Genomic DNA, 20,922 nt, shown 5'->3' with positions numbered 1-20,922 from the left:
CAGCAAGGTTAAAAAATATGCATGCAGCAGTCTAAGCCCATGCCAAAAGCTATTATAATAAATGCATCCCAAGACAAGTGTTTTTTAAGATCAGCGTTTTTGTTAAGCGCGCTGTTGTGGGATTTTTTTATATTTAAAGTATTCAACTTCTGGCTCAGACCACACTATGCAGCTTTTATACACGGTAAACAGTCCCTACGCACGCAAGGTGCGTATTGTCGCTATCGAAAAACATGTGGATCTGACCCTCAATGAAGTGGTGTTATCTTCACCTGATTGTCCGGTCGGTCAGCACAACCCCTTAGGCAAAGTGCCCGTGCTGGTGCTCGATGATGGCGATGCGCTCTATGATTCACGCGTCATTGTCGAATATCTCGACCATCGCACACCGGTCGCGCACCTGATTCCACAAGACCACTCTGCCAAAATCAAGGTGAGGCGTTGGGAAGCGCTTGCCGATGGGGTATGTGATGCTGCCGTCGCCGTGATGCTTGAACAGCGCAAGCCAGAGGCCCAACAATCTGCCGGCTGGATAGACAAGCAGTTTGCCAAAGTAACGGCGGGATTAACCGCGTTGGATGATGACCTACTGAAAAAGAAGTGGTGCGTGAATGAAACCTTCAGTCTGGCCGATATCGCGTTAGGCACTGCGCTCGGCTATTTCGATTTGCGTTTTAAAAGTATGCAATGGGATGGCAAATACTGGCAGGAGAAGTTTCCTAATCTTGCCAAACACTACGGCGTGCTGGTCAAGCGTCCTAGCTTTAAACAAACCATGCCACAGCCATAACCTCCCCCAATGACAGTGCACGCAGTCAATGCGTGCATGCTGTTACTCTTATTTTTTCTTGTCCTATAGCCTGATCACCCGCGCTAAGCCGCACCGCTGAGTGTTGCTCATGCATCTCTGCGCCTTATTTCTCATCGCTGTGCGCCCTGTTAGTCCGTGCTTGTAGGCGGATCAATGTTTTTGTTGATAAAGTAAATGATAATTGTTATCATTTAAAAAATAAGCAAACCAAGATAAATAGATGCTATGCACGCAGTGAATACGCCGGTCAAAAAAAGATTACTCGACTTACTCGATGAGCTGATTGCGCATGATGGTTTTGGCAGCATCAAGGTCGATATTCGCTTGCTGAAACGCGGACAAAAAGAAGTCATTATTGATTGCGGCAAGCAATATCGATTTGTGGTTGACTTTGAGCCGGCCAGCAGCAAATAAGCGGCAGCTATTCATTTACATATTTTTTTAACCATGTGCACGGCTACATGGGGATTGAAACACTCAACGGTGTGGGTCCGTGAGACTTATTCTAGAAATGGCGCAGTGGCCTTTGCGAGGAAGGGGAACACGCGCTTGTTGAGGAGTTTTAAATGATGAAAGTTTCAGTATTGGCACTTAGTTTAGGCATGGCTTTTAGCGGCTCTGCATTTGCCACACAGGCGGTTTGGAACACAGCCAATCCATGGGGCAGCGAGACACCAGTGAGCTACGCCGAATGGAATATTTTTAACAGCACCAACGACACCACACCTGATGTGGCGGTGACCGCTGGGACGAGCGCTTCTGTGACAGAAACCTCGGGAGGCTCTTTTCTCACTGGCGGTGGCAATATCTATAGTTTCGCTGGTCCCGCAGCACTTACAGCCACCCTCAGCGGCCAAAACAGTGGTTTGTTCGATGTGTACTTACGTATTGCGACGGTCGGTACGCTCAGCAGTTCTACAGCGACATTGAACGGTGTTTCCGCCGCCTCGGTGTTGCAATTTAACGAAGACCAAGGGGTGGTGATGGGCGGTGCGACCGCCGAACAAGAGTTATATTGGAAATGGAGCAATGTCAGTGCGGCTGCGCTTTATACCTTTAACTTTACCTCTCCTGCTGCACACATGAGTTTGGATCAAGTCGCCTTGGCGGCAGTGGCTGTACCGACGGTAACGCCGGTGCCAGAGCCAGAAGCCTACAGCCTGATGGCTCTGGGTCTGGGCCTGATGGCCTTTGTCTCCCGTCGCGCTGCAAAACAACCAGCCTAATTTACGGCCGTAATTTACGGCCTAATTTACGGTAGTGCAACCATGACAAAGGGGCTCAAAGAGCCCCTTTGTTTCCCACCTGATGAAGATTAAACACGTCTACAACATGACCTGTGCTGACCCCTCCCCGCGATCCGTGATGCAACTGCTACGTGCTTTGCCTATCTTGCTTACCACGTGGTATTGCTTAAGTGCTGCGCCATGGGCGCATGCAGAGGCGGCCTCGATGGATGAAATCACTGACAAACCAGCGTCTGAGGCGACCGACGCAGTGGATACCTTGCCGGAAGTGACGGTCACTGATCGAAAAATAGATGCCCCAACGCCCGGCATTCACCCCACATTGCCGATCACTACCATCACGAGCGAGCAATTGCAGCGCTTACAACCTAGCCATATTTTTGACGCGATTAGGTCGGTCCCCGGCGTGTCCATTAACGGCGGACCACGTCCCAGCGGTATGACATTTAATATTCGCGGCTATGGCGATAACGAGGATGTCATGGTGAAGGTTGATGGCGTGCCCAAGGGCTTTGAAAAGTACCGGATGGGAGGCACATTTATTGAGCCCGAGTTGCTTAAAAGCATTGAAGTCCAACGCGGTCCGCAAATCACCAGTGGCTCCGGTTCGCTGGGCGGAACTGTCAATGCAACCACCAAAAATGCTGAAGACTTTTTAAAGCCTGGCCAACACTACGGGGCTAAGTTGAAATTTGGCTATGGCAACAACAATGACGAATATACGCGTTCTTATTTACTCTTTGCGCGTCCGGAAGAGCGGATAGATATTCTGTATAACTACAGTAATCGCCAGTCAAACGATATGACCTTGGGGGATGGCACCAAGCTGACCAATTCTGCCATTGCGTCGATTTCTCATTTGTTAAAGGTGAGTGTTTTTCCGACGGAAGACTTGCAACTGGTGACGTCTATCGTCAAGTTTGATGACACTGGATTGCAACCTTATGATGCCACCGGCGGCCAACCGGGATTTTTTGGCAATGTCATTCGATCAGTCGATGATCTGACCTGGTCTGAAACGGTTCAGTATGATCCGCAGAGTCCGCTGGTGCATGTCAAGGCTACCGTCGGCGCCGGGCACACGCATCTGCAAGACGTGATCAGCCAAGAGATGGGTTCAACCTTCAATCCCAAGCAAACGCAATGTCAGGGTTTACTGTATCTGCCAGACCCATCCAATACGACCTTTTGTCGGGGCGATTTAACGGATACTTATCAATACAAAACGCAAACAGTGGATATCAGTAACTTAGCGGTGCTAAAAGAGAGTGGCTGGTTGCATCTATCGTTGTTAGCCGGTTTTCAGTACAACGCCAGTGAGCGTGCCATTACAAGGGTGTATCAGAATCGCAGTACCACGATGCAGTCAACCTATCCCGATGGGTTCAATGCGTCAGCCCCGCCGGGGCGAAAGTCATTTGAGGCGCTGTATGTGCAGCCCACTTTGCAAATGGGCCAATTCACGCTGACGCCCGGCTATCGACAAGACCGGTATCAGGTCGAGGCAGCGGGGGGCACGCTGGCTTTGCTGCAACCATATGATCAAGCCAATACCATCAAATTTAAAGAAGAGACTTGGAGCTTAGGGCTTGCCTATGATGTGTTGGCGAAAAATCAGCCGGACAAGCTGACGGTTTACAGCAATTATGGACAAGGGTTTCGTCCACCACTGATCGATGAATACTTTACGCAAGGGCCGTTTAGCCGTTGCCGGGCCCAATTGATGCCGATAAATGGCCCCGATTCACGCATCTGTGGTGATTTGTATCAACCGCAACGGTCAGAGACGACAGAGCTGGGTGTGAGTTACCAAACGCCACACTTATTGAATACAGATGTTTGGTTCTCGGGAAAACTCAATGTCTACCATACCCATACCTCACAGTTGTTGATTTCCTTGCGCGAGGAGGTCGATGGCACAATTAGCCAGAATGGCTGGGAGCGTCGAAATGGCGTGGAGGTAGAAAGTTTTTTGCAATACCACGGCTGGTATCTGCGTAGCGGATACGCTCGCATCCGTGGTGAAATATTTAATGGTCAGACATTTGCACCACTTTTCACTGCGCCGGGCAATGCATTGAATATTAATCTTGGTGTCGCGTTGAATAAACAGCTCGACTTGAATATGACCTACAGAAAAGTATCTGCGCGCGACATTTTGCTTAGTGGTGATGGCACAGATAGCAGTCGCTATGTGTTTGGCCAGCAGGCGGGTTATGAGATGTGGAATGCAGGTATCCGTTTAAACGTGAACGAACATTTGACCCTGCGGCTGATTGGCGAGAACCTGAAAAACGAACGCTATCGTCTCGATGGCAGCATGGGTGGCTTGGGAATGTATGGGCCTGGGCGTAACCTTAAGTTTTTGGTCGAAATGACCTATTAGCGGGTGAACCTACAGCGGCGAAATATCATCATCGCCCAGGAGCTGAAGATTGTTTTTATGACGCAGGCTTTGGCGTTCATTGAGGCGTTTTTGCGCCGGGCTAGGGAAATCCGTAAAGCTGATCAGACTGCGGTCAATCAAAATGCTGATCAAGTCTTCGAGCACACGCGCCAATTGAATGTCGCTCTCACGGAAAGTGTGGTGTTTTTTTAATTCATCATCCAAAAAGCTTAAATATTCCATATCGGTGTTATCTACTGCTTGCCAATCCGCAGCGACTTGCGTGTCTGGACTCGCCGCAATAATTTCACCTGCTTTATTTTTTAAAATATAAGCCATTCGTTGTCATTCCTCGTCACTTGGCGTTGATTTTCATTTTATCTTGCAAGCTCAAGCAATAACCATGCCTTGGGGTGGGTTAAAGGGCTGCAGTAATAATGCCACCACCAAGGCAAACATTGCTTTCGTAAACCACCACACTTTGCCCGGGCGTAATGGCCCACTGGTGTTGGCCGAAGCGAATGGTGGCTTGTTCGGCATCGACTGCATCCACTTCGCATGGCGCATCTGGTTGACGATACCGCGTTTTCGCCGCATATACCCAGTTGGTCTCGGGTTGTTCACCGCTAATCCAGTGGAGTTGGCCTGCGGTCAGTCCATCGCTTTGCAACAAGGGGTGATCGTGGCCTTGAACCACGATCAAGGCGTTTTCTGCCATGTGTTTAGCCGCCACAAACCACGGCTCACCATTGCTGTCGCGGCTGCCACCAATTTTGAGCCCTTGCCGCTGCCCAATGGTGTAATACATCAAGCCTTCATGCTCACCGACCACTTTGCCTTCTGGCGTGCGCATCACCCCAGGGTGACGAGGCAAGTAGCGTTGTAAAAACTCCTGAAACGGGCGTTCGCCGATAAAGCAAATGCCGGTAGAGTCTTTTTTCTCTGCATTGGCCAGACCGTGTTCGCGGGCGATCTCGCGTACTTCTCGTTTGAGATGTTTGCCCAAAGGGAATAAGGTTTTGGAGAGCTGTGCCTGATTCAGCCGCGACAAAAAGTAGCTTTGGTCTTTGCTGCCATCATCGGCTTTCAGCAATTGAAACTGGCCCGGCTGAATGGGGTTTTCACGTACTTGTGCATAATGGCCAGTGGCGATCAAGTCGGCACCCATGCCCATGGCATGGTCTAAAAACGCTTTAAATTTAATTTCGGCATTGCAGAGAATATCTGGGTTGGGCGTGCGACCGGCTTGATACTCCTGCAAAAAGTTAGCGAACACGCGTTCTTTATACTCGGCACTAAAATTCACCGTCTCGATATCGATGCCAATTTTGTCTGCGGCTGACACCGCATCAATCAAATCCTGTCGCGAGGAGCAATACTCATCGGTATCGTCGTCTTCCCAGTTTTTCATAAACAAGCCGGTGACTTGATAACCTTGTTGCTTTAATAACAAGGCGGTCACAGAAGAATCAACACCGCCGGAGAGGCCGACGATTACGTGTGGTTTACTCATAGTGCTTGGCCCAAATGCTTCAAAATGTCTAAAGGATAGCGCTTGCCTGCTAGGTAATCCTGAACGCAGAGCAATACTTGCGGACTGCGCATGGAAGCGCCTTCTGCGGCAATTTCAGTTTCTGTTTTCCAAACGGTGCGAATGATACCGTCATCCAACGCTTGCTCAGGGTAATGCTTGCCCAACGTGCCGCTGAAAGCAAAGCGTAGATAGGTAATCCCATTGAGAGGATGTTGCCAGTGGTAAATGCCGACGATCGCCTCAGGCGTGAAATCATAAGCCGTTTCTTCTAGCGTCTCACGAATCGCGGCTGCAATGATGGTTTCATGCTCTTCGAGGTGGCCCGCAGGCTGATTAAAACGATGACCACGCTCGGTAATCTCTTCGACCAATAAAAACTTACCCGCGTGCTCGATAATCGCCGCGACCGTGACGTTCGGTTTCCATTGCAAGGCCGATTTGGAGGATTTTGAATCAGTGGAATTCAACATGCGCTGGTTTCTTTATGCGTTGGTTTCGTGAGGCGTTGGTTTCGTTAGAAACATTATTTTACCGTTAAGTGATTGATTGCGGGGACGGTTATTTGATTTGCGCGCGCCGGTGTGCCTCGGGTTTATCCCGCTAATTGCGGAAACAAGCCCGTCAAGCCATGTGCAATAAACTCTACTGACATCGCCGCCAAAATCAAACCCATCAAGCGTGTCACGATATTAATGCCGATTTTGCCTAGATAATGGGTAATGCCATCGGCCAACAGTAACAAGCCCCAAATAAACAGAGCGATGACCGCAATGGGTAGCATCAAGCTGAGATGGCCCCACAGCCCGGGATGCTGCTGCGCGGTCAAGATCATGCTGGAGATGGCGCCCGGCCCGGCCAGCAAGGGGATGCTGAGCGGCACAATGGCAATCACTTCGCGCTCCGCCAGATCTTGCGCTTCTTCGGCCGTTTGACGCGTAGCACTTTGTTTGCCATGCATCATCGAAATCGAAATCAGCAATAGTAAAATACCACCACCCACTTGAAACGAGGGGATCGTAATGCCAAAAAAATCCAGAATTAGCTCGCCAAAAAAAGCCGAGACGCACAGCACAATCATGACGGTAATGGCGACTGTCCGTGCTGTGCGTGCACGCTCTGCTTTGCTCCAGCCGCTGGTCGCGCTAATAAAAATCGGCAAACTGCCGATGGGGTTAACAATAGCGATCAAGGCAATGGCCACTTTAAGCAGATAGGCGTATTCAGTCATGGCTGGTCCATTTTATCAATGGCCTTAGGCCGGGCGTTTATCAAAAAAAGTAATCGCTTGCGGAGGAGCAATTTGCAGGATGTGTTTGCGTACTTTGCCCATCACGTGCATCTCGCACGGTTTACAATCAAATTTCAAAGTGTATCTATCATTGCCGCTGATCAATGTCATTGGTTCAGCGGTGACAGTGCCTTGCACACCAATCACCCCTTTGGCTTCTTTCGGGCACAGCCCATGGCTAAAGCGCAGGCAGTGTTTGGTGATCATGACCGGGACCTCGTCCAGAGTTTCATTGGCCTCATAGGCGCTCTCAATCAGCTTGACGCCATGTTTGTGGTAAAACGCGCGTGCCTTGTGGTTGTAGACGTTGGCCAAGTAACTCAGACTGTCTTGCGGGTAAAGCGCTGGCGGCTCCACCGCGGCTCTGAGGGGCGGGCGCTCGTAGGCCATTGCTCGGATTGCAACGAGTTGTTCAACCGCATCGCGACGTAATTGATTGACCAGCGATGCCGGCAAAAACCACCATTGGGTCAGTTGTAAGCTGACTTCATTCGCCACAAAGTCGGTGTTGCCTAGTTTGGCCAAGTGTTCCCTGAGCGCATTTTCTGCTTTGATGGCATCGACGGCAGCTTGTTTGTCCGCCTGGCATTGCGCGGTGGCGCTCAGCCCTCGCGTATCGGTGAGTGTCAACGCAAAACCATCGTGCGTTTCATAAAGTGCTACATCGATGGCGATCTTGCGTGAAGCGGATGGTTTTTCAAGTAGCCGCATGAACCCGTGGTCGCGGTTGCGATACAGTTGCGTGTTGTTGCGAATATCCGCCGGCATTTCATTGGGAAACAAGCGTTGTGTGTGCTGATCGAGTGTTTGCACGGTGTTCACGCGCAAGCCGACCAGCGATTTGTGTACGTCAAAATAACAGACACCATCGCCGTTATGTAAGACGACTTCGGTGGTCACATCAATAAAGTCTTTGCCGACTTTACGCACGGTGCCCAATGCTTCGCCAGAGAATTTTGGTGTATCAAATGCACCAATGTCGGCCTGACGGCCATTGGCGAAATAGTCAGTCGCGCTGCGATTAAAGGTTTTTTCTGGCTGCGGGCTAAACGTATAGCTCGCATCGCCGTCAGAAGATTTGCTGTATTCAGGCATCTCTTCCAATATTTCATCTAGCAACTGACGGTAATGCGCGGTGGCATTTTTAACGTAAGGCAGATCTTTGTAGCGGCCCTCGATTTTAAAACTGCTGACACCGGCAGCAATCAGGGCGCGAAGATTGGCACTTTGATCGTTATCTTTCATGGATAAATAATGTTTGTCTTTGCCGAGAATGCGTCCTTTTTGGTCCTCAAGTGTGTAGGGCAGGCGGCATTCTTGTGAGCATTCACCGCGGTTAGCACTGCGGCCGGTGTGGGCGTGGCTAATAAAACATTGGCCGCTAAAAGCGACGCAGAGTGCGCCGTGAATAAAATATTCCAAATTGGCGCTGGTGGCGTCGGCAATTTTTTTCACGGTGGCAATGTCGAGCTCACGCGCTAACACGAGTTGACTAAAGCCGACTTGATCTAGAAACTGTGCTTTTTCGACGGTACGGATGTCAGTTTGCGTGCTGGCGTGCAGCTGGATCGGAGGCAAATCGAGCGCCAGCAAGCCCATGTCTTGCACAATCAGGGCATCGACACCGCAGTCGTATAACTGGTGCACCAGTTGGCGCACGCCTTCGAGTTCGTTGTCATGAAAAATGGTATTGAGTGCAACAAACACCTCGGCATGGAAACGATGCGCATGTTGCACCAAGCGGGCGATATCCTGCACGGTGTTGGGCGCTTTGGCTCGCGCGCCAAAAGCCGGACCGCCGATGTAAACGGCGTCGGCACCGTGATGAATGGCTTCAATGCCAAAGTCGGCATTTTTGGCCGGAGCGAGCAGTTCGAGGTGTTTGCGGGTTTTTTGCATGCCAGAATCTATATTCGTTGTAACAACTTGATTTAAGGCGCTATTTTAAACGAAGCATGCCGATTGCGCTTGGAAACATCGTACAATCTCGCCATGAGTGGAAATCAGGATTTATTGCAGCGCAGTTTGCGTAGCGTGTGGCACCCATGCACACAGATGAAACATCATGAACAGTTCCCGTTGGTGCCGATTGCGCGCGGGGAGGGCGCATGGTTGTATGACACCGAGGGCAAAGCCTATCTAGATGCTGTCAGCAGCTGGTGGGTGAACCTGTTTGGGCACAATCAGCCTGACATTAAAAATGCCATCAAGGCACAGTTAGACCAGTTGGAGCATGTCATGCTTGCTGGTTTTACCCATTTGCCAGTGGTGGCGCTATCAGAAAAGTTAGCTGCCTTGACCGGTCTGGGGCATGCCTTTTATGGCTCAGACGGCGCCAGCGCCACCGAGATTGCGCTGAAAATGAGTTTTCATTACTGGCGCAATCTTGGACAAGCCAATAAAACCAAATTTATTAGCCTGCAAAATAGTTATCACGGCGAAACCTTGGGTGCGCTGAGTGTGACAGATGTGGCGGTGTTTAAAGACACTTATGCGCCCTTAATTTTGCAGTCATCGCAAATGCCCAGCCCAGATAGCCGTTTGGCTGAGGCAGGTGAATCAGAGGAAGCGTTTGCGATACGTTGTGCTGCGGCGCTCGAAACCTATGTCGCAGCGCATCACGAAACACTGGCTGCGTTGATTATTGAGCCCATGGTGCAAGGGGCGGCGGGCATGGCCATGTATCATCCGATCTATTTGCAGCGTGCGCGTGAGATTTGCCATCGCTACCAGGTGCATGTCATCGCCGATGAGATCGCGGTGGGTTTTGGCCGCACCGGAACCATGTTTGCTTGTGAACAGGCCGCAGGCCAAGTGAGTGAAATTGCTGATTTTATTTGCTTATCAAAAGGCATTACCGGCGGTTATTTGCCCTTGTCTGTCGTGCTGACCACTGATGCGGTTTATCAGGCGTTTTACCACGATCATACCGTAAAAGGCTTTTTACACAGCCACAGCTACACCGGCAACCCATTGGCATGTAGTGCTGCGCTGGCAACATTGCAGTTGTTTGAAAACTCAGATGTGCTGGGGGCCAACCAGCAGGTAGCCCAACAATTGATGGCCGCGGTGCAGGGGTACGATTTGCCGATGCAACATCTACGTCAGCGCGGCATGATTTTGGCGTTTGACGTCATCACCACCAAGCCGCATTTCGCGCGCGCTTGTTACGCTGCTGCCCTAAAACAGGGATTGTTATTGCGCCCAATCGGCAATACGGTTTACTGGATGCCGCCCTATTGCTTAGACGCGCAAGCCATCGAACATTTGGTGCATGCGACGCGCGCTGCCGTGGCAGAGAGCCTCTAAATGCGCTGGATGCTCGCTATTTTTGTTGCGTGGGTGATGCAGGCGCAGGCTGCATTGCCGCCTAGTCTGCAAGAGGCCCTAGCCAAAGCGCAGCTGCCCGCGGATAGCGTTGCTATTGTGTTGCAACCGCTGGACGGCAATCCGCCGCGTATCAGCCACAATGCCGGCAAAGCCATGAATCCAGCAAGCGTCATGAAGTTAGTGACCACCTATGCCGCGCTTGAGGCATTGACCCCTGCCTATCGCTGGACAACAGACCTCTATCGAAATGGGTCGCTGAATCAGGGCGTGCTCGATGGCGATTTAATCATCAAAGGCGGTGGAGACCCTGCCCTGAATGTGGCGGAGTTTTGGCGTTTATTGCAACAACTACAGCAGCAGGGTGTCCGCCAGATCAAAGGCAATCTACAGTTGGATTTATCGATGTATACGCCTGAAGTCAGTCAGCGCCCCGTATTGGATGATGAGCCTTGGCGTGCCTATAACGCCAATCCGAGTGCTTTACTGCTCAATGGACGTCACACGAGTTTTCGTTTTGCGATCAGCCATGCAACGGCCAAGCCGAGCGTGCAGATCACACCAGAATTCGAATTGGCGCAAATTCATCTGATCAACAACATGCGAGTACGCAAAGGCGCCTGTCATGATTGGCGCAGTGACTTGCAATATAGTGTGACGCCACAAGCAGAGGGCGTCACCGTGGTGTTTAGTGGCAGCTTGCCTGAGCAGTGTGATGTGCGGTATCTGGAGCTCAGTGTGCTCAGTGATAGCCAATACGTGTTTTTTACGTTTAAAAAACTGTGGGCGCAGCTTGGTGGGCAGTTTAATGGCCAATTGTTACTCGCACCCACCCCGGATGGCGCGACTTTATTAACCAGCTGGTTATCTCCGCCGCTTGACAGCGTGGTGCGCGATATCAATAAGTGGAGCAATAATGTCATGGCGCGCCAACTGATGCTGACGATCGGGTGGGAGGCAGGTGTGCGTCCAGTCGATGAAGCGGCCGCCGCGCTGGCCCTCAAGCAAGTATTACATCAACGAGGCCTGCAGTTCCCTGAGTTGGCATTGGAGAATGGCGCCGGCTTGTCCCGCCTAGAGCGCATCAGTGCGGAACATTTAGCGCAGTTGCTCGTCACAGCGTATCACCGCCCAGTGATGCCAGTGTTGATGGCATCACTACCGATATTGGGCATGGATGGCACGCTGAAAAAGCGTCTTGCTGATGGCGCGAGTCAAGGCATGGCTTATCTCAAAACCGGTTCGCTCGATGGCGTGAGTAGTTTAGCCGGCTATGTGCAAGATCAGGCGGGCAAGCGTTATGTGCTGGTGATGATGGTCAATCATCCCCAATCTGCCGCGATACGCCAGGTGCAGGATGCCTTACTCAAGCAGGTGATTGAAAGTCAGTAGCAGGCGCGTGTGATATTTTCTTAGCAAAAACGCGTAAAATAATGGTCGTCTTATGGGAGCAAATAAGTGAAATCTAAGGTTCAATTGATCGGTCTCAGCCTGATGCTGCTGAGCATCACGGGTTGCCAAGCGCAATCCAATTCTGCAACAAACAAGGAAGCGATCCAAATGTCTGCCAACGTCAATGCACTACAAAAAATAGATACCCTGGTGGGTGAGGGCCGCGAAGCCGAGGTTGGCTTTAACGTGACGGTGCACTACACCGGCTGGTTGTATGATGCCAGCAAAGAAGATCACAAAGGCAAAAAGTTTGACAGTAGTCTGGATCGGAACGCACCCTTTAATTTCTTTTTGGGTGGTAGCCAAGTGATTGAGGGCTGGGATGTTGGCGTGCAAGGGATGAAAGTGGGTGGCAAGCGTACCCTAATTATTCCTTCTGACATGGGGTATGGCGCGCGTGGTGCCGGTGGCGTGATTCCACCCAATGCTGCGCTGGTGTTTGATGTGGAATTGTTAGGGGTCAAATAAGCGTCTTTTGTTGAGTCTGTGCTTATTTTAATCAGTCATAGGGTGTCACGATGCAAGTGAAAGTGAAGTGGGTTGATGGTGTGAGTTTTGTCGGTGAGTCAGAGACGGGACACGCGGTTGTATTAGACGGCGCCCCTGAAAATGGCGGCCGCAATATCGGTATGCGCCCAATGGAAATGTTACTCATTGGCATGGGGGCGTGCACCTCATTCGATGTGGTGACCATCCTTAAAAAATCCCGCCAGCCAATTGTCGATTGTGTGGCGGAGATTCATGCAGAACGCGCAGACAGCGTGCCAAAAGTGTTCACCAAGATTCATGTGCATTTTGTGGTGACCGGTGAGGGCCTGAATGCGACCCAGGTGGAGCGAGCCGTCAAACTATCTGCTGAAAAATATTGCTCGGCAAGCATTATGCTGCAAAAGGCTTGCGAGATTACCCACGGCTTCGAAATCAAAGCCCCGAGTTTTGATTAACCTTATTTAGTAGCGAAAGGATCGCATGAGTATTCCCAAAGGCATGATAGGCATTCGTCATGTGGCGTTGTTTATCAATGAGCTTGAAACCGCCGTCGACTTTTATACGCGTATCGTTGGCATGCACATAGAGTGGCAGCCGGATCCTGACAACGTCTATTTAACCAATCATGGCGATGTGTTTGCTTTGCATCGCGTCGCTTACAAGGCGGACCCATTGCAGCGCTTGGACCATATTGGCTTTGTGTTAACCGATGCGTCGGCTGTTGATGACTGGTACAGCCATATGGTGGCGAATGACGTGCGCATCACAGAAGCGCCAAAAACCCACCGCGATGGCTCACGCGGATTTTATTGCCTGGATAGTGTGGGGCACTTGCTGGAGTTTATTTATCATCCGCCGATTGTCCGTCACATGGCAGCTGCATAACGTCGCTGCTGCTTAGGCACAACAAAAAAGCCTCCAATGATTGGAGGCTTTTTTATCACTACTCTGCGAGAATTATTCGTTGGTAATCAGTTTGATAGTTAGCGTTTGATCCTTGTCCAGCACCGTCAGCAAGCGATCAATATTAGGGTGTTTGCCCGGATGATCTTCCGCATCATCAGTGTGCTCAGCATACAGTGCCAAGCCCTCGACTGCAGCATCAGTATTGAGCTCACCAAACACTTTAAACAAGTGATGATATACCTTGATGGAGCCTTGCGTACCTGGTTTGTTCTCAAGGACCCCGGCAGGTTGATTGTTTTCATCATACAGTTCAATGCGCTTAACATGATCGGCACTGTCCAGTGTGAGAAGGTTGTCACTAAATTTTTGCATGGTTGACTCTAGGTTACTACAAATCTTACAAATGATACGCGGTGCGTGTCATCACGGTTGAAGCCAGTTTCATCACGCGTTTTACCGGGGCGGGTAACACGGCGCCACCTAGCTGTTCAGCGGTTTTTGCGTGCTGTTGTTCGTCAATTTTCATTTGTGACACAATCGTGCGCGACATATGGTCCTGCGCGGGCAATGCTTGCAAATGGCTTTGTAAATGTGCCGAGACTTGATGTTCGGTTTCGGCTAAAAAACCAAGATTCCATTTGTCACCCAATAAGCCGGCAGCCACACCCAACCCAAAGCTTGCACCGAACCAGAGCGGATTCAACAGGCTCTTACGGCCACCCAATTCGTTGATACGCTGCTCACACCAAGCCAAATGATCCACCTCGTCGTGTGAGGCCTGTTTGAGGGCTTCCACATTCGCGGGATCACGCGAGACCAATGCTTGACCACTGTATAAGGCCTGCGCACAAACTTCACCAACATGATTCACCCGCATGAGTGCCGCCGCATGCTTACGCTCGCGGTCCGTCAATGTGCTATCACTCGTCATCTCTGATACTGGGTAAGGCCGACTGGCAACAGCGCTGCTGAACACTGTCCGTAGCCCCATGTCTAGCACGGCAATCGCTTTATCCAAACTGAGTGGTGGTAATGTCAACATGCTTCGCTCCGGGTAAGTAACACCTGCTTGCCCAGCCTTTTGCCGGCAAGCAGGTTAAGCCTTTATGGTTTAGCGGTACTTACTTTGGCGGGTTCTTGCGTTTTTTGCACTGGCAACCCTTTTAACAAGTTCATGGCTTGCGTGAACTGAAAATCATCTTTGCTGGCAGGCTCAATTGGGCCACGTGTTTCAGCATGCTTCTCTTCTTTCAGTTTTTCAGCAGCTGCTTTTGCTTTCGCTTCATCCGCCGCTTTATTGTCAGCGTTGCCTTTTGCATCGGTCGGGTTGGACAAATGGCGCTTCAAGTCTGCTTCATGCAAGCTCAGGCTTGGGTCTGAGCCATCATCTACCGTGATGTCCGGCACGATGCCTTTTGCTTGAATAGAACGACCATTCGGCGTGAAGTAACGGGCCGTAGTCAGTTTAATCGCGCTGCCATTATTCATTGGCAAGATCGTTTGCACTGAGCCCTTACCAAAACTCTGGATGCCCATGATGGTGGCGCGTTTGTGATCCTGCAGAGCGCCGGCGACAATCTCAGATGCGGAGGCAGAGCCTGCGTTGATCAGCACCACGATTGGCACAGACTTGAATTCTTCAGGCAAGTCTTTTAAGTAGTCCGATTTGCCGCGACGTGCATAGTCCATTGGTGTTGCGTTCAAACGCATTTTTGAATCCACCACGCGACCCTCGGTGTAAACCACCAAGTCATCTTTTGGCAGGAACGCGGCAGACACGCCAACCGCTGCATCTAATAAACCACCTGGATTGTTACGTAAATCAAGCACTAAACCCTTCAATGGTGTTTTGTTTTCAACTTGAAGGCTCTTGAGCGCTTTGGCTAAATCTTCACCAGTGCGGTCTTGGAACTGCGTGATGCGCACATAGCCGTAGCCTTGCTCAATCCATTTGTTTTTGACGCTTTGTGATTTGATCACCGCGCGCATCAGGGTAAACGTCAAAGGTTTATCTTCGCCTTTACGGATCACTGTGAGCACGATTTTTGTATCAGGTGTGCCGCGCATACGCTTCACGGCGTCGTTCAGGGTTAGGCCTCGCACTTGTGTGTCGTCTAACTTCATGATCAGGTCACCAGATTTCAGGCCCGCTTTGTAAGCAGGGCTATCTTCAATCGGCGTGACAACTTTTACCAATCCGTCTTCCATAGCGACTTCAATGCCTAAGCCACCAAACTCACCTTGCGTACCGGCTTGCAGCTCTTTGTAAGCATCGGCATCCATGAACGTGGAATGCGGATCTAAGCCTTGCAACATACCTGACAAGGCTTCGTTAATCAGCTTTTTGTCTTCCACTGGTTCAACGTAGTCGGACTTAACTTTGGCAAAAACCTCAGCAAAGACGCGCAACTCGTCAATTGGCAGTTGCGACATGGATGTTCTATCTGCCCAGGCAGAGATGTTGATACTGACCAAGATGCCTACGAACGCGCCTGCACCAAGCAAGCCGAATTTTTCTAATTTGGAACGCATACCATGCCTTGTGTGATCAATTGAGCGGAGAATATTACTTTATTAAGAATCAAGTTGCATCTGCGAAAACAACCTGTTTGCAGAGAGTGGAAAGAACGCATTTAAGTTCATTTTCCGCTATTTCAATAAAATTGACTATACTCTTCACGCAAATATTATTTAAAGTGAAACATGCAAAAGCCTATCGTAGAAATTGAGTTTTGTACACAGTGTCGTTGGCTATTACGCGCCGCCTGGCTGGCACAAGAATTATTGACGACGTTTGACACGGATTTGGCCTCTGTGAATCTGGTGCCCGGAACTGGCGGTATTTTGGAGGTGCGCTGTGATGGAGAGCTGATTTTTTCACGCAAAGCGGCTGGGCGTTTTCCCGAGGCGAAAGAGTTGAAGCAGTTGATCCGCGATTTGATCGACCCAGCGCGGTCTTTGGGGCACAGTGATTCGCCAGTCAAAGGGCACAGCGATTAACACTATATGGTGAGATCACCTTATTTAGAGGCTTCAACTTCTAGTCGTTTGGCGCCATTGTAGCGAGCGCTCCAGTAGCGCTCGTCCATGTTTTCGACGCGCACTTTAGCACCGGCGCGGGGGGCATGAATAAACTGATTATTGCCGACGTAAATGCCCACATGCGAGAAGGCGGATTTTAAGGTATTAAAAAACACCAGATCACCGGGCTGTAATTCTTCGCGTTTGACGGCGTTGCCCAATTCGCTGATGGTGCGCGCGGAGGGTGGTAAAGAAATTTGCGCGGCTTGTTTAAACACATATTGCACGAAACCGCTGCAATCAAAGCCAGTTTCTGGGCTGCGACCGCCATATTTGTAATCAACACCGGTCAAACTCAGCGCGCGGATCATGATTTCTTCCACTTTATCTGACCAGCTGCCCGCCACGCCAGCTTGGCTTTCAATCACCTGCTCTTGTGAATAGTTGTACGCGTTTTGCCAGCGCTTATCATCGCCCGGTGCGGCGACGCTTTTGCATTGGCATAACAGTACGCTGACCAATAATGCCGCCAGCCGAATAAATGATTTATTCATCACAATCAAGGGTTTAAAGTTTAGGGTTTGAGGTGGAACAGAAATCGCTACAGGCCAAACCTTGCCATACTTTGCCTGTCGGCGCAAGTTTTTAGGGGTTTTTCTGCCTGAGTCGTCAGCGTGAATGACGCTATTTTCACAAAAATGCGTGTCTAGATTGGCCGAGCTCGTGGGATAATTAGACTATGTCTTTACAGCAACAAGTCAGTGCCGCGTTTTCAGAGCACGGGTCTTTGGCCCAGGCGATGCCTGATTTTCGCAGCCGTCCCCAGCAACAAGAGATGGCACAGGCCATTGCCGAAGCGATCGAGCAACAACAGCAATTGGTGGCGGAAGCGGGCACAGGCACAGGCAAAACTTATGCTTATCTGGTGCCAGCGTTGCTGTCGGGCGGCAAAGTCATTATTTCAACTGGCACCAAAACCTTGCAAGATCAGTTGTATCAACGCGACCTGCCTGCCGTGCGCGAAGCCCTCAAAGTGCCTGTCACCGTCGCGATGCTCAAAGGCCGCGCCAATTACATTTGCCATTACCACCTGCAACGAGCGAGTCAAGAGGGCCGTTTTCAATCGCGGGAGGACGCGCAATATATCCCCTTGTTGCAGAGCTTTGCCGAACATAGCACCAGCGGTGATAAAGCTGAGTTGGTTGAGGTGCCCGAACAAGCTACGGTGTGGCAGCAAGTCACCTCCACCCGCGACAATTGTGTCGGCCAGGATTGTCAGTTTTACAAACAATGTTTTGTGATGGAGGCGCGCAAGCAAGCCTTAGCTGCTGACGTCGTGGTGGTGAACCACCATTTGTTTTTTGCCGATGTGATGCTGCGGGACGAAGGCGTTGCTGAGTTGTTGCCCAGTGCCAATACCGTGGTCTTTGATGAGGCACATCAACTGCCAGAAGTGGCGGGCTTGTTTTTTGGCGAGGATATTTCAACTTCGCAATTAATGGATTTAGCGCGTGATAGTCAAATGGCTTATCTCACCCTGGCCAAAGACTGCGTAGCGCTCAGTGAGGCGGTGCCGCCGCTAGAAAAAGCCTGCCGCGATTTCAGGCTGGTGTTCCAGTTTGAGGGCGCGCGCATGCCCGTGCAAAAAGCACAGACGTTAAAAAAATTTGATGAAGCGTATCAAAGTTTGCTGCAATCATTGGCTGCGCTGACCGCTGTGCTTGAAACGCAAGCCGGACGTGATCCCCTGTTGGAGAAATGTTGGCAGCGCGGCGAAGCGCTACTGGCTTTGCTGGAGGCATGGTTAAAAGGAAATCATGCCAATCTGGTCCGCTGGGTAGAGGTGTTTAGCCAAAGTGTGCAATTGCATGCGACACCACTGAGTGTCGCCGATGGGTTTGGCAAGCAACTCAATGCGCAGCCGCGCGCTTGGATTTTCACGTCTGCCACGTTGGCTGTAAAAAGTGATTTTAGCCATTATCAAGGCCAAATGGGCTTGCTGGCGGCGCAGACCAAGCATTGGCAAAGTCCTTTTGATTATGGCCAGCAGGCGTTGTTGTATGTGCCCACTGGCATGCCTGAACCCAACAGCATCGCCTACACCGCAGCAGTCGCAGCCATGAGCTTGCCCGTGTTGCAAGCCAGCCGAGGCCGTGCCTTTGTGTTGTGTACCTCGTTAAAGGCCATGCGTGAAGTGCATGCGCTACTCAAGCAAGCTTTCGAAACGCAAGGCTTAGATTATCCATTGCTCATGCAAGGCGAGAGTAACCGCACTGAGTTGCTGGATCGCTTTCGTGCCCATGGCAACGCTGTATTGGTCGGCTCGCAAAGCTTTTGGGAGGGCGTGGATGTGCGCGGTGAGGCCTTGTCGTGTGTAATTATCGACAAACTGCCATTTGCACCGCCAGACGACCCGGTACTCTCGGCCAGAATCGAAAAAATGAATGCCGAAGGCAAGAATGCTTTTATGGAATATCAACTGCCTTATGCGGTCATCACGCTCAAGCAAGGGGCTGGCAGGTTAATTCGGGATGAGCAGGATCTGGGCGTGCTGATGATTTGCGATCCACGCTTGGTAGAAAAACCCTACGGCCGGCGCATCTGGCAAAGTTTGCCGCCGTTTAGGCGCACGCGCGTACAGCAAGAAGTCGAAGACTTTTTTGCGCTCATTAATAGCGTTGCTTAGCCATGCAAGCTATTCCGTCGCACGAATACACCCTGACTGCCATTCGCGCGCAAGGGGCGGGCGGCCAAAACGTCAATAAAGTCTCGTCTGCCATTCATCTTCGCTTTGATATTCAAGCTTCCAGCTTGAGTGCAGTGATCAAGGCGCGCTTGTTACAAAGCAGAGATCAACGCATCACTGCAGAAGGGGTGTTGGTGATTAAGGCGCAGCAATATCGCACGCAAGAGGCGAATAAGCGTGATGCCGTTGCACGTTTACATGAGACTGTGCATGCGGCAAGCCATGTGCATGCGGTGCGTTATGCCACCAGGCCAACGTTGGCCTCTAAAAAACGCAGAGTGGCTGGAAAGATGCAACGCGGCGCAGTCAAACAGGGGCGCGGCAAGGTGGTAGAGGATCTTTAAATAACGGTTGTTGACGCATTTATTCAACCTGCTTGGCAATAAAAAAGCCACGGCAACCTGCGAAAGTTGACGTGGCTTTTAAGATACACGCAGGTGCAAATGCAAGCCTAGGCGCAGCGCTTACGAGCGGTAATCTGCGTTAATTTTCACATAATCATAAGAGAAATCACAGGTCCATACCGTCGCATTGGCAGCCCCTCGATTCAGTACGACACGTACCAGAATGTCACTTTCTTGCATCACTGCGGCACCTTGAGCTTCAAGGTAGCTCGCGGCACGGCCGCCTTTTTCAGCCACCAGCACGTCACCCAAGTATAATTGCATGGTGTTGACGTTTAAGTCTTCAATGCCCGCATAGCCAATCGCCGCCAGAATGCGCCCGAGATTTGGGTCTGAGGCAAAAAATGCCGTTTTAATCAGCGGCGAGTGCGCAATCGCATAGGCGACTTTGCGACATTCTTCTTCACTTTGCCCAGCTTCAACCTGAATCGTCATGAATTTGGTGGCGCCTTCGCCATCGCGCACAATCGCTTGCGCCAGCTCGACCGCAACCGCCGTCAACGCTTCCTGAAGGCGGACAAATTCGGCGCTGTCTTCCTCTATCACGGCATTGCCAGCTTGACCTGTCGCCATCAAAATCAGGCTGTCATTGGTGCTGGTGTCGCCATCCACCGTGATGCAGTTAAATGACTTGTTGACTGCGTGCTGGATGATGCGATCCAGTGCCGCTTGGCTAATGGCGGCGTCAGTCGCGATGTAGCCCAACATGGTGGCCATGTTCGGGTGAATCATGCCAGAGCCCTTGCTGATGCCTGTGATGGTCACGGATTGGCCATCGATGGTCAGCTGGCGTGAAGTGCCTTTGGCGACGATGTCCGTCGTCATGATCGCCTCGGCTGCGTTTAGCCAATTATCTTCTTTCAAATTAGCCACCGCTGGTGCAATGCCTGCCAACAATCTGTCCATCGGCAACGACTCAAGGATCACCCCGGTCGAAAACGGCAGCACTTGCTCGGGGCTGATATTAAGCGCTTGCGCGACCCCGATGCAGGTGGCGAGCGCGTCGTCTAAGCCTTGTTGGCCAGTGCCCGCGTTGGCGCAGCCCGTGTTCACCAGCAATGCGCGGATGCCTTGCTGTTGCTTTAGATGTGCTTTACACACGGTCACGGGCGCCGCACAGAAGCGATTAAGTGTAAACACGCCAGACACGCTGCTGTTTTCCGGCACGGTGATGACCAGCACATCTTTACGGTTTGGTTTGCGAATATGTGCTTGGGCAAAGCCTAGTTGTACCCCTTTGACGGGCAACAGGGCGCTAGCAGCAGGAGCAGAAAGTTTGACGGGCATTCGTTTTCCTTCAGAGGTTCAAAA

Annotated in this window: 22 protein-coding genes; 12 read left to right on the top strand and 10 right to left on the bottom strand. The window is 51.0% G+C overall.

All coding sequences use genetic code 11. The annotated features are described in order from the left end of the window. Window positions 1-166 precede the first annotated feature (166 nt). From FIT99_RS10360 to FIT99_RS10345, 4 genes are all read left to right on the top strand, one after another. Window positions 167-790, top strand: coding sequence for a glutathione S-transferase family protein (locus FIT99_RS10360; RefSeq protein WP_140004209.1), 624 nt, complete (start codon window positions 167-169; stop codon window positions 788-790). A 246-nt stretch (window positions 791-1,036) separates the two neighbouring features. Beyond that, window positions 1,037-1,225 carry a hypothetical protein gene (locus FIT99_RS10355; RefSeq protein ID WP_140004208.1) on the top strand — a complete coding sequence of 63 codons (189 nt, stop codon included), beginning with the start codon at window positions 1,037-1,039 and terminating at the stop codon, window positions 1,223-1,225. Between the two features lie 152 nt (window positions 1,226-1,377). Continuing rightward, entirely contained in the window at window positions 1,378-2,037 is a 660-nt protein-coding gene (locus FIT99_RS10350; RefSeq protein WP_223261185.1) for a PEP-CTERM sorting domain-containing protein, read from the top strand. A gap of 82 nt (window positions 2,038-2,119) precedes the next feature. After that, window positions 2,120-4,444, top strand: coding sequence for a TonB-dependent receptor domain-containing protein (locus FIT99_RS10345; RefSeq protein WP_223261184.1), 2,325 nt, complete (start codon window positions 2,120-2,122; stop codon window positions 4,442-4,444). A gap of 9 nt (window positions 4,445-4,453) precedes the next feature. On the opposite strand, the gene FIT99_RS10340 is transcribed toward FIT99_RS10345, so the two are convergent. The 5 genes from FIT99_RS10340 to FIT99_RS10320 form a co-directional block, all read right to left on the bottom strand. Next, window positions 4,454-4,783, bottom strand: a complete 330-nt coding sequence (locus FIT99_RS10340) for a hypothetical protein (RefSeq protein ID WP_140004207.1) — start codon at window positions 4,781-4,783, stop codon at window positions 4,454-4,456. Window positions 4,784-4,862: 79 nt separating this feature from the next. Next, window positions 4,863-5,957, bottom strand: coding sequence for a tRNA 2-thiouridine(34) synthase MnmA (gene mnmA / locus FIT99_RS10335; RefSeq protein ID WP_140004206.1), 1,095 nt, complete (start codon window positions 5,955-5,957; stop codon window positions 4,863-4,865). Continuing rightward, the gene (locus tag FIT99_RS10330) at window positions 5,954-6,448 is read right to left on the bottom strand and encodes an NUDIX hydrolase (RefSeq protein WP_140004205.1); all 495 of its coding nucleotides are present in this window, start codon (window positions 6,446-6,448) and stop codon (window positions 5,954-5,956) included. Before FIT99_RS10330 ends, mnmA begins: the two co-directional genes overlap by 4 nt. 122 nt (window positions 6,449-6,570) lie before the next feature. Beyond that, window positions 6,571-7,206 (bottom strand): YchE family NAAT transporter, encoded by a 636-nt coding sequence (locus FIT99_RS10325; RefSeq protein WP_140004204.1) that lies wholly within the window; start codon window positions 7,204-7,206, stop codon window positions 6,571-6,573. A 24-nt stretch (window positions 7,207-7,230) separates the two neighbouring features. Continuing rightward, complete coding sequence (locus tag FIT99_RS10320) at window positions 7,231-9,165, bottom strand: peptidase U32 family protein (RefSeq protein WP_140004203.1); 1,935 nt, start codon at window positions 9,163-9,165, stop codon at window positions 7,231-7,233. A 93-nt stretch (window positions 9,166-9,258) separates the two neighbouring features. Here FIT99_RS10320 and bioA point away from each other — a divergent pair, with 93 nt between their 5' ends. The 5 genes from bioA (at window position 9,259) to FIT99_RS10295 (ending at window position 13,419) form a co-directional block, all read left to right on the top strand. Continuing rightward, window positions 9,259-10,575 carry an adenosylmethionine--8-amino-7-oxononanoate transaminase gene (gene bioA / locus FIT99_RS10315; protein ID WP_140004740.1) on the top strand — a complete coding sequence of 439 codons (1,317 nt, stop codon included), beginning with the start codon at window positions 9,259-9,261 and terminating at the stop codon, window positions 10,573-10,575. After that, window positions 10,576-11,985, top strand: coding sequence for a D-alanyl-D-alanine carboxypeptidase/D-alanyl-D-alanine endopeptidase (gene dacB, locus FIT99_RS10310; protein WP_140004202.1), 1,410 nt, complete (start codon window positions 10,576-10,578; stop codon window positions 11,983-11,985). A 102-nt stretch (window positions 11,986-12,087) separates the two neighbouring features. Further along, window positions 12,088-12,513, top strand: a complete 426-nt coding sequence (locus FIT99_RS10305) for an FKBP-type peptidyl-prolyl cis-trans isomerase (protein ID WP_223261322.1) — start codon at window positions 12,088-12,090, stop codon at window positions 12,511-12,513. Window positions 12,514-12,563: 50 nt separating this feature from the next. Continuing rightward, entirely contained in the window at window positions 12,564-12,989 is a 426-nt protein-coding gene (locus tag FIT99_RS10300) for an OsmC family protein (RefSeq protein ID WP_140004201.1), read from the top strand. A gap of 25 nt (window positions 12,990-13,014) precedes the next feature. Next, complete coding sequence (locus FIT99_RS10295; protein WP_140004200.1) at window positions 13,015-13,419, top strand: VOC family protein; 405 nt, start codon at window positions 13,015-13,017, stop codon at window positions 13,417-13,419. 72 nt (window positions 13,420-13,491) lie between these two features. Here FIT99_RS10295 and FIT99_RS10290 read toward each other — a convergent pair whose 3' ends face one another. From FIT99_RS10290 to FIT99_RS10280, 3 genes are all read right to left on the bottom strand, one after another. Further along, window positions 13,492-13,812: a DUF2322 family protein gene (locus tag FIT99_RS10290; RefSeq protein ID WP_140004199.1), complete on the bottom strand. Its 321-nt coding sequence runs from the start codon at window positions 13,810-13,812 to the stop codon at window positions 13,492-13,494. 25 nt (window positions 13,813-13,837) lie between these two features. Beyond that, window positions 13,838-14,482 (bottom strand): 2-polyprenyl-3-methyl-6-methoxy-1,4-benzoquinone monooxygenase, encoded by a 645-nt coding sequence (gene coq7, locus FIT99_RS10285; RefSeq protein WP_140004198.1) that lies wholly within the window; start codon window positions 14,480-14,482, stop codon window positions 13,838-13,840. A gap of 62 nt (window positions 14,483-14,544) precedes the next feature. Beyond that, entirely contained in the window at window positions 14,545-15,972 is a 1,428-nt protein-coding gene (locus tag FIT99_RS10280; RefSeq protein ID WP_140004197.1) for a S41 family peptidase, read from the bottom strand. Between the two features lie 171 nt (window positions 15,973-16,143). Between FIT99_RS10280 and FIT99_RS10275 the strand changes: the two genes are divergently transcribed. Continuing rightward, window positions 16,144-16,440, top strand: a complete 297-nt coding sequence (locus FIT99_RS10275) for a SelT/SelW/SelH family protein (RefSeq protein WP_140004196.1) — start codon at window positions 16,144-16,146, stop codon at window positions 16,438-16,440. A 20-nt stretch (window positions 16,441-16,460) separates the two neighbouring features. On the opposite strand, the gene FIT99_RS10270 is transcribed toward FIT99_RS10275, so the two are convergent. Beyond that, a complete protein-coding gene (locus tag FIT99_RS10270) occupies window positions 16,461-17,015 on the bottom strand; it encodes a C40 family peptidase (protein ID WP_140004195.1) in 555 nt (184 codons plus the stop codon). A 185-nt stretch (window positions 17,016-17,200) separates the two neighbouring features. On the opposite strand from FIT99_RS10270, the gene FIT99_RS10265 reads away from it, so the two are divergent. Together FIT99_RS10265 and arfB are read left to right on the top strand one after the other, a co-directional pair. Further along, complete coding sequence (locus FIT99_RS10265; RefSeq protein ID WP_140004194.1) at window positions 17,201-19,147, top strand: ATP-dependent DNA helicase; 1,947 nt, start codon at window positions 17,201-17,203, stop codon at window positions 19,145-19,147. A gap of 2 nt (window positions 19,148-19,149) precedes the next feature. Then, the gene (gene arfB / locus FIT99_RS10260; protein WP_140004193.1) at window positions 19,150-19,551 is read left to right on the top strand and encodes an alternative ribosome rescue aminoacyl-tRNA hydrolase ArfB; all 402 of its coding nucleotides are present in this window, start codon (window positions 19,150-19,152) and stop codon (window positions 19,549-19,551) included. Between the two features lie 120 nt (window positions 19,552-19,671). Here arfB and argJ read toward each other — a convergent pair whose 3' ends face one another. Further along, window positions 19,672-20,898, bottom strand: a complete 1,227-nt coding sequence (gene argJ / locus FIT99_RS10255) for a bifunctional glutamate N-acetyltransferase/amino-acid acetyltransferase ArgJ (protein WP_140004192.1) — start codon at window positions 20,896-20,898, stop codon at window positions 19,672-19,674. Window positions 20,899-20,922: the final 24 nt, after the last annotated feature.

Source organism: Methylophilus medardicus, from assembly GCF_006363955.1.
GTDB classification, from domain to species: domain Bacteria; phylum Pseudomonadota; class Gammaproteobacteria; order Burkholderiales; family Methylophilaceae; genus Methylophilus; species Methylophilus medardensis.
The sequence above is the reverse complement of the archived record's forward strand: the minus strand, read 5'-3'. Positions and strand labels throughout refer to the sequence as shown.